Here is a 15,644-nt window from a genome sequence, read left to right as displayed (position 1 = left end):
TGTAACATCAACCACTTGCGCTTTCGATCTCTCGTTAGCGGGAGGCGAATTCTACAGCTTTACACGCTGCTGTCAACACCTCATTTCCTGCTTCGATGACTTGAAGCTGACACTGCCGAAAACCGTACAACTCATTGAAACTCAAGGAGTTTTCCGTTTCGACTGCGCCGGAAGTGGGGCGAATTATAGACAGTTGCGCTTTCGAGTCAAGGGTTAATTGATCAAACCTATCAATTAACCCTGAACCAGCCTTACTCCGCTTTTAGCGTGATGCGCGCAAAAGCCTTCTTGCCGGCCTGACACACATGAGTCGAGCCCAGTACATATATATAGGTGCGATCAACAACCTCACCATCTATACGCACACCACCCGACCCCAGCAGGTCTCGCGCCACGGCAGAATTCTTCACCAGCCCCGCCTTATTAAGGACGGCGGCAATCGGCATATCCTCAGAAGCAGTCAGCTCAACCTCTGGCAGATCATCAGGCAGCTCGCCATCTTTCATGCGATTGCCGGCACCACGGTGCGCATTGGCAGCAGCCTCTTCCCCATGGAAGCGAGCCACAATTTCTTCAGCCAGCTTGATCTTGATATCACGAGGGTTAGCACCGGCGTCGACCTCAGCCTTGAATGCATTGATTTCGTCCATGGAACGAAAGCTCAACAGTTCAAAGTAGCGCCACATCAGAGCATCAGGTATGGAAACCAGCTTGCTGTACATCACACCTGGCGCCTCCTGGATACCGACATAGTTACCCAAGGACTTGGACATCTTCTTGACGCCATCCAACCCTTCAAGCAGAGGCATTGTCACAATGCACTGTGCTTCCTGGCCGTAGCCACGCTGCAGCTCACGCCCCATCAGCAAGTTGAATTTCTGATCCGTACCACCAAGCTCCACATCTGCCTTTAAAGCCACAGAGTCATAACCCTGTACAAGCGGATAAAGGAACTCATGAATAGCGATAGGCTGATTAGTGGTGTAGCGCTTATCAAAATCGTCGCGCTCAAGCATACGAGCAACGGTGTATTGAGAGGTAAGACGAATGAAGTCTGCTGGCTTCATTTGATCCATCCAGGTGGAGTTAAAAGCCACCTCGGTTTTGGCAGGATCAAGAATCTTGAATACTTGGGTCTTGTACGTCTCGGCATTATCGAGCACTTGCTCTCGCGTCAACGGCGGACGCGTAGCACTTTTCCCGCTTGGATCGCCAATCATCCCGGTGAAATCCCCTATAAGGAAAATCACGTGATGACCCAGCTCCTGGAACTGACGCAGCTTATTAATCAGTACGGTGTGCCCCAAGTGCAGATCCGGTGCTGTAGGGTCGAATCCAGCCTTAATACGCAACGGCTGACCGCGCTTGAGCTTCTCAACCAATTCAGACTCGACCAGTACCTCTTCGGCACCACGCTTTATTAGCGCTAGCTGCTCTTCTACCGACTTCATATCAGACCCGTAAGGCTCAAATTCAAAGGGAACCAACATACAAGATCAGAGACTAATTACAAGTTTTGACCGGCATACGGCCCACTATCCGTCGGTGAATAGCTCGTAGACTTGCTTCAAGGGTGATTTGGTTATATTTTATACAGTTATTTCATCTTCACCGTGCCAGTCATCTTTTCCAATTCATCCTTTATTCAAAGTCAAATTATCTATGACCAGTCAGCCGCCTAAAGCGCCACCGCTTTATCCGAAGACCCACCTGCTCGCAGCAAGTGGTATCGCCGCCCTTCTAAGCTTGGCTTTGCTGGTATTTCCTTCCAGCGAAGTTGAAGCCAAAAGAACGAACCTCAGCCTTGAGCTGGAAAGCCCTGCTGAGCAACTGACACAAGAACAAGACGCTTCCGATCTCGTTCAAGCCACAAATGAAGTGAGTCCGACTCCATTTGCCGAAATTGACCCGCCTCAAAACTCCACGGTTAAAGCTGAAGAAGACAAATCTCCCAGCCACCGCGAAGTCCTCGTAGCCAAAGGCGATACGCTCTCTACGCTTTTCGAGAAAGTCGGCCTGCCTGCGTCTGCAGTGCATGAAATTCTGGCCAGCGACAAGCAAGCCAAGCAGTTCAGCCAATTGAAACACGGGCAAAAGCTCGAGTTCGAAATGACCCCAGACGGCCAGCTGAACAACCTTCACAGCCAAGTTAGCGACCTTGAAACCATAACCCTCAGCAAAACCCCTAAAGGCTATTCATTTCGTCGTGTAACGACATTGCCGACAGTACGCTCTGCTTATGTGCACGGCGTCATTACCAGCTCCCTTTCTGCATCTGGCCAACGCGCAGGATTACCTCACAGCCTGACAATGGATATGGCCAAGGTATTCGGCTACGACATTGATTTCGCTCAGGACATTCGCCCTGGCGATCAGTTTGAAGTGATCTATGAACAGAAGGTCGTCAACGGTAAAACCGTAGGCACTGGGAACATTCTTTCTGCCCGTTTTACCAACCGCGGCAAAACCTTTACAGCAGTGCGCTATACCAACAAACAGGGCACAAGCAATTACTACACCGCTGATGGCAACAGCATGCGCAAGGCCTTCATCCGCACACCTGTGGATTTCGCCCGAATCAGCTCGCGTTTCTCAGCAGGTCGCAAACATCCAATTCTTAACAAGATTCGTGCTCACAAGGGCGTCGATTACGCAGCCCCACGTGGCACGCCAATCAAAGCAACCGGTGACGGCAAGGTACTCCTGGCGGGACGCCGTGGCGGCTACGGCAACACCATCATCATTCAGCATGGCAATACTTACCGTACGCTTTATGGCCACATGCAAGGCTTTGCCAAAGGCGTGAAGACGGGCGGCTCCGTGAAGCAAGGCCAAGTGATTGGCTACATCGGAACAACTGGACTTTCGACTGGCCCTCATTTGCATTACGAGTTCCAGGTCAACGGCGTACACGTTGATCCTCTTGGCCAAAAGCTACCCATGTCTGATCCGATAGCGAAAGCAGAACGCACGCGCTTCCTGCAGCAAAGCCAGCCATTGATGGCTCGCATGAATCAGGAAAAGGCCACCCTCCTGGCCTCGAGCAAGCGCTAAGCAATGGCTCTCTATATAGGCGTGATGTCCGGAACCAGCCTGGACGGTATGGACATCGCGCTGATTGAACTCGGGGCGAACATTACACTGCTGGCCACTCATTACATCCCTATGCCCGAAGACCTCCGCAGCGAGCTGCTGAGTCTATGTACCAGCGGGCCGGACGAAGTGGCACGTAGCGCCATTGCAGAAAACCACTGGGCAAGGCTAGCTGCCCAAGGGGTCAATGACCTGCTCGCGCAGCAAAAACTCGCCCCTGAACATATCCGCGCCATAGGTAGCCACGGTCAGACCATACGTCACGAGCCCGCCCAAGGCTGGACAGTGCAAATTGGTAATCCCGCTTTACTGGCTGAGCTAACAGGCATAAGCGTGGTCAGCGATTTTCGGCGCCGAGATGTCGCCGCCGGCGGACAAGGAGCACCTCTTGTTCCTGCATTCCATGAAGCCCTGTTTACACATGGATCCGCTAATCGTGCGGTATTGAACATTGGCGGCTTCAGTAACTTAAGCCTGATAACAACAGAAAACCCTGTCGCAGGATTCGATTGCGGCCCAGGGAATGTTCTGCTTGATGCCTGGATACAAGATAAGAAGGGTGAGCTGTACGACCGCAGTGGTCAGTGGGCAGCCAGTGGCGATATAGAACCACTGCTTCTTGAGACTCTGCTGCGCGACCCTTTCTTCCAGACCCAAGGCCCAAAAAGTACCGGCCGAGAAGTATTCAACCTCAAGTGGCTGAAACAGCATCTACTGGCTCTGCCTAGCTTTGCCGCTAAAAACGTCCAGGCAACCCTCCTTGAGCTCACCGCATTGACCATCGTGCAGTCACTGCAAGCGGCTCAGCCACGCACAGATGAACTCCTTGTTTGCGGTGGAGGCGCTCACAATGCGGCACTCATGACTCGCTTGAAGCAATTGCTCCCGGACACTGAGGTCAATAGCACAATGGCCAGAGGTGTTGATCCTGACTGGGTTGAAGCCATGGCTTTTGCGTGGCTTGCCCACTGCTGCCTTGAAAACATCCCCACCAATCGCCCCAGCGTTACGGGCGCACACGGCCTGCGTGTATTGGGCGCGATCTATCCTGCCTGACACCGTGCCCACTAAAGGCCAGTTAGCAAAACGCCGCGAATCTACGCGGCGTTGAGTGTGACACCTACTCTGTGCAATCAGATCGAAAACGAAGACCCACAACCACAAGTAGTGGTGGCATTAGGGTTTTTGATTACGAAACGAGAGCCTTCCAGACCTTCCTGATAATCCACCTCGGCACCTGCCAAGTATTGGAAGCTCATTGGGTCAACCACCAAGCTAACGCCCTCGCGCTCAACAATGGTGTCGTCATCGGCTACTTCTTCATCGAAAGTAAAACCGTATTGAAAACCGGAACAACCGCCGCCCGTTACGAAAACTCGCAACTTCAGACGATCATTACCCTCTTCATCGACCAGGCTCTTCACCTTGTGCGCAGCACCTTCAGTGAATTGCAAAGCCATGGGGGTGAAGGATTCGACGCTCATGCTGACTATCTCCCGGCGCTGTGCCGCCATAATGCGTGATGACGCGCATTATCCGCTTCTCCCAGAAAAGCGGTCAACTATTTGAAGAGCAGCGGCAAGTTTTCAGCAACAAGCTGCAAGCTAGAAACCGAAAATTCTCTTCCCTAGCAGCTTGCAGCTGCTTCTAAGGCAACATCCCTGCATGAGAAAGGCCAAGACGCTCGTCAAGACCGAACAGGATATTCATGTTCTGAACAGCCTGACCCGAAGCCCCTTTGACCAGGTTATCGATAACCGACAGCACGACAACCAGATCTCCTCCTTGCGGACGATGTACCGCAATCCGACATACGTTGGCACCCCGAACACTACGGGTTTCCGGATGACTGCCCGCAGGCATCACGTCGACAAAAGGCTCATTGGCGTAGCGCTTCTCGAACAAAGCTTGCAGGTCGACAGCATGGTCAACCACCGTCGCGTAGAGCGTGGAGTGAATACCACGGATCATCGGGGTCAAATGCGGCACAAAGGTCAAGCCGACATCCTTACCGGCTGCACGGCGCAAGCCCTGACGAATCTCGGGTAAATGCCGATGCCCTTTAACGGCGTAGGCCTTCATGCTCTCTGACGTTTCGGCATATAACGAACCCACGCTGGCACCACGTCCTGCGCCACTTACACCGGACTTACAGTCAGCAATGAGCATGGAGGTATTGGCCAGCCCTGCTTCCAGCAATGGCAGGAAACCCAATTGAGTTGCCGTTGGATAACAGCCCGGCACAGCAATCAATCGAGCTTGCTTGATTTGCTCGCGATTAACCTCTGGAAGACCGTAAACCGCTTCCTTCAACAACTCAGGTGCACCGTGCGGCTGACCGTACCACTTGGCCCACTCATCCGCGTTCTGCAAACGGAAATCGGCGGAAAGATCGATTACCTTGGTGCCTGCTGCCAGTAGTTCACCTGCCAACGCATGGGCGACGCCGTGGGGCGTGGCGAAAAACACAACATCACAGGCAGCCAGCGTTTGTGTATCCGGGACACTGAAAGCCAAGCCGTCGTAATGACCGCGCAGGTTGGGATACATATCGGCAACTGGCAGGCCCGCTTCAGATCGAGAAGTGATGACAACCACCTCAGCCTGGGGATGCTGAGCCAGCAAACGCAGTAATTCGACTCCGGTGTAACCCGTGCCGCCGACAATACCGACCTTGACCATAACCTGCCCTCAACGAAACAACTGGAAAGCCTCTGATAATAGGGACAGAGCGCCCATGCGACAACTGCCAAGGTGACTCCCGGGCGCTCTACTACTACTATTTGCCCTACCGTGAACCTGGGAATAACTAAAAATGCTTTATCTATGGCTCAAGGCCTTTCATATCATCAGCATCGTCTGTTGGTTTGCCGGGCTGTTTTACTTACCACGCCTGTTTGTTTACCACGCTCAAAGCGAAGACTCTGTCAGCAAAGAGCGATTCAGCCTGATGGAGCGCAAGCTGTATCGCGGCATCATGGGCCCAGCAATGATCGCCACACTCATCTTCGGCGGCTGGCTGCTCTACCTTGCTCCAGGCTTCCTCAGCCAAGGGTGGATGCACGCCAAACTGACGCTGGTATTTCTGCTCATCGGTTACCACCACATGTGTGGCGCACAGGTAAAACGCTTTGCCCGTGGCGAAAACACTCGTAGCCATGTGTTCTATAGATGGTTCAATGAAGTACCGGTGCTGTTCTTGATTGCTATCGTCATTCTGGTGGTGGTCAAACCGTTCTAACCCCCCCCTTCTGCGAGGTCTTCAATGTCACTGCCCGTCCAGCTTGAACAATGCTTGCGTCTGCCGGTAGTGGCAGCCCCCATGTTTCTGATTTCCAACCCAGAACTCGTGCTGGCCTGTTGCGCTAATGGCGTTGTAGGCAGTTTCCCTGCACTCAATCAACGCGAGGGCAGTGGTTTCAAGGCATGGCTGGAGGAAATTGAAGCGGGACTGGCCTCATTGAAAAATCCAGCGCCCTACGCGGTTAACCTGATTGTGCATAACAGCAACCCGCGCCTACAGGCTGATCTGGCGATCTGTATCGAGCACAAAGTCCCCATTGTCATCACCAGCCTGGGTGCAGTGAAAGAAGTTGTAGATGCTGTTCACAGCTATGGTGGCCTGGTGTTCCACGACGTCACTACCCGACGCCATGCCGAGAAGGCCGCTGAAGCAGGAGTCGATGGCTTGATCGCCGTGGCGGCAGGGGCGGGCGGACATGCAGGCACATGGAGCCCTTTTGCCCTGGTGGCTGAAATTCGCCAATTCTTCGACAAAACGGTGTTGCTTGCGGGTTGTTTGAACCATGGCCACGAGATCTTGGCGGCACAAGTCATCGGGGCGGATCTTGCCTACTTAGGCACGCGGTTTATAGCTACACAAGAAAGTCATGCACCTGACGAATACAAACAAATGGTTCTGACATCCCGAGCAGTCGACATCGTTCACACTGCTGCCGTTTCGGGTGTACCGGCAAGTTTCATGCGCCAAAGCCTCGAAAATGCAGGCTTTGACCTCGCCACATTGCAAGTTAAAAGCGAGAGCAGCACCGGTACCCGGCTCAAACCACTCAACGACGAAGCAAAAGCATGGAAGACCGTTTGGTCTGCTGGCCAAGGCGTAGGTGCCATCAATGATGTGCCTACTACGCAGCAGTTGATCACTCGACTCGATACGGAATACCGCGAAGCTATAAAGCGGGTGAATCGACTTCCTGATTGCTAAGCATCTTATTGAGACTCTGAGCCCGCCCTTTAGGCGGGCTTTTTTTTGAACGATAAATCTCCCCCAGTAACAAGGAAGCCTAGATGTCAGAACATGACCTGCAAACGCCCCCTGAAGTGCAGTACGCAAAACTGGAGTTTCTTGGCTTTGAAGCTCGGATAGGACGTTTACGCCTTATCGTTTGGCAACTGGGCTTGGCATTAATTTATCTGTCCTTATGCTCAGTTGGTCTTTTGATGGGATTGCAGTCGCCGATCATTTCTCTCGGGATTATCGGGGTCGGATCTATTCTTTATGTAATATTTAGCATCAGAATTACCGCTCAACGCTTGCACGACTTAAATTATTCCGCGTGGATGTTGCTATTCCAACTGGTGCCTATCGCCAACCTGATCTTCGGAATCATGGCGGTAGTGATGCCTGGCACCCCAGGCTCGAATCGCTTTGGAGCCCCTCCTCCGCCAAACAGCCGGACAGTTAAAATCGTAGGCTCGATTTTTGTCTTCATCTACTGTGTATTCATTGCCGGCATTGGTGCAATTGCAACCTCTCCACTGGCCTACATTTTCATCAGCGCAGTGAACAGCTTGAGCCTGTAGACTCTGTTTCTTTAAGAACGCGTTAACGCCAGGGACGTCATTGTCACCGGACAGCACCGTTGCGATGGAGAACAGCATGACCCGTTACGCTTTAATCACTGGTGCTTCCAGCGGTATCGGCCTGGCCTTGGCTGAAGCCTTGGCACGCCGTGGCCGCAGCCTGATTTTAGTGGCTCGCCAACGTGACGCACTCGAAAGCATTGCGCTCGAGCTGACCCAACGTTTCGGCGTCGAGGTGTTGTTCCGGGCCTGCGATCTGGGCGAACCGTTGCGTCTCTCGGGCTTTCTGCTGGAACTTGAAGAAGGTGATCGTCAGATCGACCTGCTGGTCAATTGTGCTGGCATTGGCACCTGTGGCCCCTTCCTGGCGCATGACTGGAGCGCGGAACAAGACCTGATCGAACTTAACATCCTCGCGCTTACCCGGTTGTGTCACGCAATCGGCAATATGATGGCGGTGCAAGGCGGTGGGCAAATTCTCAATGTGTCTTCCATCGCGGCCTTTCAGCCTGGTCCGTGGCTGAGCACGTACTACGCAAGTAAAGCGTATGTCCTGCACTTTTCCGAAGGTTTACGTGAGGAAGTAAAGAAAACGGGCATCAAAGTATCGGTGCTTTGCCCTGGCATTACCCGTACTGGCTTTTTTGAAGCGTCCAAGATGAATGCAGAGGCGATCAAGCAAAATTCCGCTTGTATGACCCCCGAAGAAGTTGCGCTTTACACGGTGCGCGCGCTGGAAAAAAACAAAGCACTCATTATTCCGGGTCGACGTAATCGCTGGCTAACACGCATCCCGCGTGTGCTGACACGATGGATGACACGAAAAATAGCGGCCTCTGTGAACAAATCCTATTGCCCCCGTTAACGCGACTGGGCGTAACTCGCTCTGCTGAGTACACTCAGACCGGACTTCACTCACGGAGACACTGCTTTGGATACCCTGTTTACCAAGATTATCAACCGTGAAATACCTGCAAAGATCATCTATGAAGATGATCAAGTACTCGCTTTTCACGATATAGCTCCACAAGCACCGATTCATTTTTTGGTTATCCCCAAAAAACCAATCCGTACCCTCAACGACCTGACCGAAGAGGACAAGCCACTGGCAGGGCATATCCTGTTCACTGCCCAACGGCTCGCCAAAGAGCTGGGCTGCGAAGACGGGTTCCGGGTGGTAATGAACTGCAATGAAAAAGGCGGTCAAACGGTCTACCACATCCATATGCACGTTCTGGGTCAACGCCAGATGAACTGGCCGCCGGGCTGATTGAACGCTACGCCATACCGTGGGTGCACTGCTGCGCCCACGTCTGCAGAACATCCCGTGCAGCCCCTTGCACCTGGATTGGGGTAAACTGGCCTCCGTGATTTTTTCCGGAGGTAAGCATGACTACCCAACGTCACTACTCGCCGATTGACCGTCTATTGTTACAAGCCGATACCGCGATGCGCACATTGCTGCCCTTCAGTGGCCAACCTCACCGCCCGTCGCCCGCCATTGTAAAACCCGAGCACCCGCTGGATGACAAGGCAGCACGCCATGTTGCCGGATTAATGCGCATTAACCATACCGGCGAGGTCTGCGCCCAAGCGCTGTATCAAGGCCAGGCCTTGACCGCCAAGCTGCCACAGGTACGCGAAGCAATGGAGCACGCGGCCGAAGAGGAGATCGATCACTTGGCGTGGTGCGAGCAGCGTATTCGCCAATTAGGCAGCCACCCTAGCGTGTTAAACCCTCTGTTTTACGGCATGTCTTTCGGGATTGGCGCAGTGGCGGGTTTGATTAGCGACAAAGTAAGCCTGGGGTTTGTAGCAGCGACCGAAGATCAAGTGTGCAAACATCTTAATGAGCACCTTGAGCAACTCCCTGCCGAAGACGAAAAGTCTCGCGCGATTCTTGAGCAAATGCGCATAGACGAAGCCCACCATGCTGAATCCGCATTACAAGCCGGTGGCTTCCGCTTTCCCGCGCCAGTCAAATTTGGTATGAGCCTGATGGCCAAAGTCATGACTAAAAGTACCTACCGCATTTAACGGTCAGGCATTATCTGTCGCGCCAGAAGCAAAAAAGGCGACTACCTTTCGGTAGTCGCCTTTTTAATGGCTGAAATTTTACGCCATGTTCCTGGCGTAAAAGATTTCGAGCATTTCATGCTTCACGCGCTCGGTTACCTGAGCCCGTTGTTCAACCGATAGATTGCTGGTCGCATCGCCGAACAAGTAGTTGTCCAGCTCAAAGTCTTTAAGCAACATCTTGGTGTGGAACAAGTTCTCTTGGTACACATTCACGTCGGTCATCTGATAACCGTCACGGGTGTCTTCAGAAAGGTAATTCTGAATTGAATTGATCTCGTGATCGATAAAGTGCTTTTTACCTTCAACGTCACGGGTAAAACCACGCACGCGGTAATCGACAGTCACGATATCTGAATCAAACTGATGGATCAGATAGTTGAGAGCTTTAAGCGGTGAAATAACGCCGCACGTCGACACATCAATATCCACACGGAACGTCGCAATCCCATCGACCGGATGAATTTCCGGATAGGTATGCACCGTGATATGACTTTTGTCGAGGTGAGCCAGAATGGTCTCGGGCAGCGGACCTGGGGATTCTTCAATTTGGCTTTCGGTCGGAATCACCGGCTGCTCTGAAATCAGAATTGTCACGCTGGCGCCCTGGGGATCGTAATCCTGACGAGCGATGTTCAGGATGTTGGCACCAATGATATCAACCACATCTGTAAGGATCTGCGTCAGGCGTTCTGCATCGTACTCTTGATTGATGTACTCAACGTATGCCTGCTGGTCTTGCGGGGTTTCCGCGTAGCAGATGTCATAGATGTTGAAGCTCAAGGTCTTTGTCAGGTTATTGAACCCGTGGAGCTTGAGTTTGCTTTTCACCGTTATAAAACTCTCTATGTCGATGCGGCTCGGCCGCGTGATCCAGCATGCCCGTCAAGTGCGTGGACGCACCTGCGTAGGACGGTTAACACCTCTTCGCGATGGCGATTTTGGTTATCTGTTCGGGCATGTGACCGGAAATATTCCCGGCCACGACCCTTAAAAAAGTGGCGCATTATGCAGACCTCGGCGACCGTTCACCAGAGCCTGCAATGCATTTATGAAAATTGAATGATCACTCAGCCCAATTCAACAATTTCATAATCGTGGCTAATGGCTACACCCGCAGCGCCCAACATGATCGACGCAGAGCAATACTTCTCCGCTGACAGTTCAATGGCACGTTTAACCTGAGCTTCTTTAAGACCACGACCTTTAACGACAAAGTGCAGATGGATCTTGGTAAACACTTTCGGGTCTTCAGTGGCACGTTCGGCTTCAAGGAACGCTTCACAACTTTCAACGGCCTGGCGTGATTTTTTGAGAATGCTGACCACGTCAAAGTTGCTGCATCCGCCAAGGCCCAGCAGAAGCATTTCCATCGGTCGTACACCTAGATTACGACCACCGCTCTCGGGCGGCCCATCCATCACGACGACGTGGCCGCTGCCTGACTCGCCCAGAAACATGGCTTCGCCAGCCCATTGAATGCGTGCCTTCATCACCCAGACTCCACTGCTTTAAAAGGGGCGCCAGCTTAGCACAGCGTCCAAAATACAGGGCTGACCACGCATATACCTTTAACCTACACGATGTAAGGAAAATTCTGCCTACCGGACAGAATCTGTCTGTTAAGCTGGCGCCAATTCACTGGCGCCAGCCAGCCAGCGCTCTCTATAAAAATAGATCCAGCCCCTACTGTGCATGCTTTTGGGAAACAACCATGGTTGCTTTTACCCCCCTATCCAAGATCAAAAACCTAGACAAATTTTTGACTCAATGCCAACGCAAACGCTATGCGGCCAAGAGCAACATCATTTGCGCGGGCGAACAGTCACACACACTGTTCTTCATTATCAAAGGCTCGGTAACCATTGTGATCGAGGATGATGGCAATCGTGAAATGATCATCGCCTACCTAAATTCGGGTGATTTCATTGGTGAGCTGGGTTTGTTTGAACACGCCGGACAGATACAGAAACGCAGTGCCTGGGTTCGAGCGAAGACCGAGTGTGAAGTTGCGGAAATTAGCTATGCGAAATTCAGAGAATACGCACAACAAGAACCGGAAATTCTTTTCGCTATAAGCGAACAAATCGCACAGAGATTGCGAAACACCACGCGCAAAGTGGGAGATTTGGCATTCTTTGACGTCACAGGTCGAGTGGCACGCTGCTTACTTGAGTTGTGTAAACAACCCGACGCCATGACTCACCCGGACGGGATGCAAATTAAAGTAACCCGACAGGAAATCGGTAGAATTGTGGGCTGTTCGCGAGAGATGGTGGGGCGTGTGCTCAAAGATCTGGAAGAGCAGAATCTGGTGAGTGTCAAAGGTAAAACCATGGTGGTATTTGGTACACGCTAAAGGTCGAAGACAGGCGCCAGTATTTGTTGGTAGCTGGCGCTCAACCGCTCAAAGAAATCGGGATTATTAAACACTTCGTGTAATGCGATATGGCTTTCGGCCCGACAGTTTGGCTCAAGGCCGCAGCGCTCATTGAAACGATTGACGGCAGCCACCATCGACTCTCGCTCGTTTTCTACCAGTAATGCCCCGTGAACCAGACCGACAGGCCGCTGACCGCCTTGGCTCTGACGCCAGCGTTGGGCCGTCCCCACCAGCTTGCGCCCATTAAGATTGACGTTGTAGCGACCGTCACAAAATGCGCCCGCAACTTCGCCAACAGAAGCCTGCGCACCCAACTCGGTCAGTAATTCACAGAGCGGATTGCACAAACGCAGATAAGCCGTCTCAATGCGGGCACGATCGTCCTCACTGCGAGGCGGCGCGTAAACCAGAGCGATATTGACTGTTGAAGGGGATTGCGGCACAGGTTCGCCGCCCGTCTCACGCAACAGAATCGGCCAACCACTAGCCGCCAGTTCAACGCTGGCTTGCTCAAAGTCGGGTAAGCGACTCAAACGACGCGGCATGACTAACGCCCTATCAGTGGGTTGCCAGAACAGCAGGCCCGCACGGCGCTCCCCTGCACACACCGAAGCCAACAAATCCTGCTCTGCTTTAAGCCCGGCTTCGACGGTGAGTGCCTGGATGAGCGTCATAAACATCCCTGATAGATACCAACAGGCGCGGCCCAAGGGGCAAGAGAAGATACCCTGACGCAGGCTCTTTCAAGCCTGCGCCAGCGACTAAAAAACTGCGCGGCGTATCAATCCAGCGTAGAACCTGTGATCTGGATGTTGCGCTCAGGGAAGAATAAACGTTGCAACTCGTTCCCCGGATTTTCAGCACGCATAAAGGCTTCACCCACCAGGAATGAATAAACGTCACTGATTTCCATCAGCTCAACATCCGCCCGATTGAGAATTCCGCTCTCGGTAATCACCAGCCGATCACGCGGGACACGTGGCAACAGGTCAAGAGTGGTTTCCAGGCTGACATCAAAGGTGTGCAAATTACGATTGTTAATCCCCACCAGCGGTGTATCGAGGATTTTCAGTGCCCGTTCCAGCTCAGCGCCGTCATGCACCTCAACCAGTACATCCAGACCCACACCTTTGGCAACCGACGCCAATTCAGCCATTTTCACGTCATCCAGCGCGGAGACGATCAAGAGCACGCAGTCAGCGCCCAACGCACGGGCTTCGACAATCTGATACGGGTCAATCATGAAATCTTTGCGGATAACAGGCAGTTTGCAGGCTGCACGAGCTTGTTGCAGGTAAACGTCAGCACCTTGGAAGAAGTCAATGTCAGTCAGCACGGACAAACAGGTCGCACCGCCGGCTTCATAGCTTCTGGCAATGTCGGCAGGCACGAAGTCCTCGCGAATGACGCCTTTGCTAGGGGATGCCTTTTTAATTTCGGCAATCACCGCAGGCTGCTTCAACTTGGCCTGCGCCAATAGAGCCTTGGCAAAGCCGCGTACAGGGTCAGCCTGAGCTGCCATACGTTCAAGTTCAGCCAGACTCACCCGCGCGCTGCGCTCGGCGACCTCCTGAACTTTTCGCGCCAGAATTTTTTCCAGAACGGTAGGCACACTCATGCTTCATTCTCCTGTTTGAAAACAGCGGTAAAGGCACCCAGCTCTTCAAGTTTCTCTCGAGCCAACCCGGTATGCAGCGCATCGTGTGCCAACGCCACACCTTCTTTAAGTGTGTAGGCAAGGTCTGCCGCATAAAGCGCAGCACCGGCATTGAGCACGATCATGTCGGCTGCTTTTTGTCCGGCCTCTGTTTTACGGCGCCCCAAGGCGTCACGAATCAGCTCCAGAGATTGTTCGGGGCTGTCGATCACCAGACCAAACAGGCTCTGACTCTTGATACCAAAATCTTCGGGCTGAACCCAATACTCAGTAATTTCGCCTTTACGCAGCTCTGCAACATACGTTGGCGCTGCAAGGCTGAACTCATCCAGGCCATCTTGCGAATGCACCACCAGCACATGTTTGCTGCCCAAGCGTTGCAACACTTCAGCCAAGGGACGGCACAACGCCTGATTGAACACCCCGACCACTTGATGCACAACGCCGGCCGGATTCGTAAGCGGGCCAAGCATATTAAAGAGTGTGCGCATGCCCAAATCGCGTCGGGCAATGGCCGCGTGCTTCATTGCACCGTGATGGCACTGGGCAAACATAAAACCAATACCCACGCTGTCGATGCAGCGAGCCACTTGAACCGGAGTCAGATTGAGGTAGACGCCTGCTGCTTCAAGCAAATCAGCGCTGCCACTTTTACCCGACACTGCGCGGTTGCCGTGTTTGGCGACCGTGCAACCAGCGGCTGCGATAACCAATGCAGAGGCTGTAGAGACGTTGAAAATATTCGCACCATCCCCGCCGGTGCCGACAATATCGACCACACCGTCGAGGGTTTTGAGTTCAACCTTGTCTGCCAACTCGCGCATCACCGTTACGGCACCGACAATTTCGTCGATGCTTTCACTCTTCATGCGCATGCCCATCATGAAGGCGCCAATCTGCGCTTCGGTGCATTGACCGGTCATGATGTCGCGCATCACATCGCGCATCTCTTCAGTGCTCAGATCGAGATGTCCGACGATGCGGGTCAGGGCTGTCTTGATATCCATAAAAAGTCCTTAGCGCATGCCGCCGGTTTGTTTGAGGAAATTGGCAAACAGCTCATGGCCTTGCTCGGTCAGGATCGACTCAGGGTGAAATTGCACCCCTTCGATGTTCAGCGTTTTGTGCCGCAAGCCCATGATCTCGTCTACCGAGCCATCAGGTTGCTGCGTCCAGGCCGTCAACTCCAGGCACTCGGGCAAGGTATCGCGCTTGACCACCAAAGAGTGATAACGGGTCACGGTCAGCGGGTTGTTCAGCCCTTGAAATACGCCCTTATCAAGGTGATAGACCGGGCTGGTTTTGCCGTGCATCACTTCTCTGGCACGCACTACATCGCCGCCAAAAGCCTGGCCGATGGATTGATGCCCCAGGCATACACCCAGAATCGGCAGCTTGCCGGCGAAATGCTTGATGGCTTCAAGCGAGATACCCGCCTCATTCGGTGTACACGGACCCGGCGACACTACGATGCGCTCTGGTTTGAGTGCTTCGATCTCAGCCACGGTCAGTTCGTCGTTGCGCACCACCTTGACGACGGCACCCAGCTCGCTGAGGTACTGCACTACGTTGTACGTAAAAGAGTCGTAATTATCGATCATCAACAACATG

18 protein-coding genes are annotated in these 15,644 nt (G+C 53.0%); 9 read left to right on the top strand and 9 right to left on the bottom strand.

Going from position 1 to position 15,644, the window contains the following annotated elements; genetic code table 11:
* Positions 1-251: 251 nt before the first annotated feature.
* Entirely contained in the window at positions 252-1,451 is a 1,200-nt protein-coding gene (gene tyrS / locus FJD38_RS15355) for a tyrosine--tRNA ligase (protein WP_122784205.1), read from the bottom strand.
* Between the two features lie 211 nt (positions 1,452-1,662).
* On the opposite strand from tyrS, the gene FJD38_RS15350 reads away from it, so the two are divergent.
* The gene (locus FJD38_RS15350) at positions 1,663-3,054 is read left to right on the top strand and encodes a peptidoglycan DD-metalloendopeptidase family protein (protein WP_146386093.1); all 1,392 of its coding nucleotides are present in this window, start codon (positions 1,663-1,665) and stop codon (positions 3,052-3,054) included.
* Between the two features lie 3 nt (positions 3,055-3,057).
* On the top strand, positions 3,058-4,149 hold the full coding sequence (locus FJD38_RS15345; protein WP_122784198.1) for an anhydro-N-acetylmuramic acid kinase: 1,092 nt from the start codon (positions 3,058-3,060) through the stop codon (positions 4,147-4,149).
* A 77-nt stretch (positions 4,150-4,226) separates the two neighbouring features.
* On the opposite strand, the gene erpA is transcribed toward FJD38_RS15345, so the two are convergent.
* Together erpA and argC are read right to left on the bottom strand one after the other, a co-directional pair.
* The gene (erpA, locus tag FJD38_RS15340; protein WP_003444456.1) at positions 4,227-4,577 is read right to left on the bottom strand and encodes an iron-sulfur cluster insertion protein ErpA; all 351 of its coding nucleotides are present in this window, start codon (positions 4,575-4,577) and stop codon (positions 4,227-4,229) included.
* Positions 4,578-4,740: 163 nt separating this feature from the next.
* Positions 4,741-5,775: an N-acetyl-gamma-glutamyl-phosphate reductase gene (argC, locus tag FJD38_RS15335; RefSeq protein WP_146386091.1), complete on the bottom strand. Its 1,035-nt coding sequence runs from the start codon at positions 5,773-5,775 to the stop codon at positions 4,741-4,743.
* Between the two features lie 133 nt (positions 5,776-5,908).
* Between argC and hemJ the strand changes: the two genes are divergently transcribed.
* The 6 genes from hemJ (at position 5,909) to coq7 (ending at position 9,954) form a co-directional block, all read left to right on the top strand.
* Positions 5,909-6,334 (top strand): protoporphyrinogen oxidase HemJ, encoded by a 426-nt coding sequence (hemJ, locus tag FJD38_RS15330; protein ID WP_122784196.1) that lies wholly within the window; start codon positions 5,909-5,911, stop codon positions 6,332-6,334.
* A 24-nt stretch (positions 6,335-6,358) separates the two neighbouring features.
* Positions 6,359-7,318, top strand: a complete 960-nt coding sequence (locus FJD38_RS15325) for an NAD(P)H-dependent flavin oxidoreductase (RefSeq protein WP_146386089.1) — start codon at positions 6,359-6,361, stop codon at positions 7,316-7,318.
* Positions 7,319-7,401: 83 nt separating this feature from the next.
* Positions 7,402-7,917 carry a DUF805 domain-containing protein gene (locus FJD38_RS15320; protein WP_146386087.1) on the top strand — a complete coding sequence of 172 codons (516 nt, stop codon included), beginning with the start codon at positions 7,402-7,404 and terminating at the stop codon, positions 7,915-7,917.
* A 76-nt stretch (positions 7,918-7,993) separates the two neighbouring features.
* Complete coding sequence (locus FJD38_RS15315; protein WP_146386085.1) at positions 7,994-8,782, top strand: SDR family NAD(P)-dependent oxidoreductase; 789 nt, start codon at positions 7,994-7,996, stop codon at positions 8,780-8,782.
* Positions 8,783-8,848: 66 nt separating this feature from the next.
* Positions 8,849-9,187, top strand: a complete 339-nt coding sequence (locus tag FJD38_RS15310) for a histidine triad nucleotide-binding protein (protein ID WP_083369746.1) — start codon at positions 8,849-8,851, stop codon at positions 9,185-9,187.
* A 119-nt stretch (positions 9,188-9,306) separates the two neighbouring features.
* Positions 9,307-9,954 carry a 2-polyprenyl-3-methyl-6-methoxy-1,4-benzoquinone monooxygenase gene (coq7, locus tag FJD38_RS15305; protein ID WP_122784192.1) on the top strand — a complete coding sequence of 216 codons (648 nt, stop codon included), beginning with the start codon at positions 9,307-9,309 and terminating at the stop codon, positions 9,952-9,954.
* A gap of 78 nt (positions 9,955-10,032) precedes the next feature.
* Here the strand turns inward: coq7 and speD are convergent, their stop codons facing one another.
* Positions 10,033-10,824, bottom strand: a complete 792-nt coding sequence (speD, locus tag FJD38_RS15300) for an adenosylmethionine decarboxylase (RefSeq protein WP_122784191.1) — start codon at positions 10,822-10,824, stop codon at positions 10,033-10,035.
* Between the two features lie 239 nt (positions 10,825-11,063).
* Entirely contained in the window at positions 11,064-11,486 is a 423-nt protein-coding gene (locus tag FJD38_RS15295) for an OsmC family protein (protein ID WP_122784190.1), read from the bottom strand.
* A 221-nt stretch (positions 11,487-11,707) separates the two neighbouring features.
* On the opposite strand from FJD38_RS15295, the gene crp reads away from it, so the two are divergent.
* Positions 11,708-12,352: a cAMP-activated global transcriptional regulator CRP gene (gene crp, locus FJD38_RS15290; RefSeq protein WP_122784189.1), complete on the top strand. Its 645-nt coding sequence runs from the start codon at positions 11,708-11,710 to the stop codon at positions 12,350-12,352.
* Here the strand turns inward: crp and FJD38_RS15285 are convergent.
* The 4 genes from FJD38_RS15285 to FJD38_RS15270 form a co-directional block, all read right to left on the bottom strand.
* A complete protein-coding gene (locus FJD38_RS15285; protein WP_122784188.1) occupies positions 12,349-13,050 on the bottom strand; it encodes a lipoate--protein ligase family protein in 702 nt (233 codons plus the stop codon). The genes crp and FJD38_RS15285 overlap by 4 nt on opposite strands.
* Before the next feature lie 107 nt (positions 13,051-13,157).
* A complete protein-coding gene (trpC, locus tag FJD38_RS15280) occupies positions 13,158-13,994 on the bottom strand; it encodes an indole-3-glycerol phosphate synthase TrpC (RefSeq protein WP_146386083.1) in 837 nt (278 codons plus the stop codon).
* The gene (gene trpD / locus FJD38_RS15275; protein ID WP_122784186.1) at positions 13,991-15,040 is read right to left on the bottom strand and encodes an anthranilate phosphoribosyltransferase; all 1,050 of its coding nucleotides are present in this window, start codon (positions 15,038-15,040) and stop codon (positions 13,991-13,993) included. The genes trpC and trpD overlap by 4 nt, the downstream gene beginning before the upstream one ends.
* A 9-nt stretch (positions 15,041-15,049) precedes the next feature.
* Positions 15,050-15,643 carry an aminodeoxychorismate/anthranilate synthase component II gene (locus FJD38_RS15270; RefSeq protein WP_122784185.1) on the bottom strand — a complete coding sequence of 198 codons (594 nt, stop codon included), beginning with the start codon at positions 15,641-15,643 and terminating at the stop codon, positions 15,050-15,052.
* Position 15,644 lies beyond the last annotated feature (1 nt).

Origin of the sequence: Pseudomonas saxonica (genome assembly GCF_007858365.1) — a bacterium.
Taxonomy (GTDB): domain Bacteria; phylum Pseudomonadota; class Gammaproteobacteria; order Pseudomonadales; family Pseudomonadaceae; genus Aquipseudomonas; species Aquipseudomonas saxonica.
This window is presented reverse-complemented; position numbering and strand designations above follow the sequence as displayed.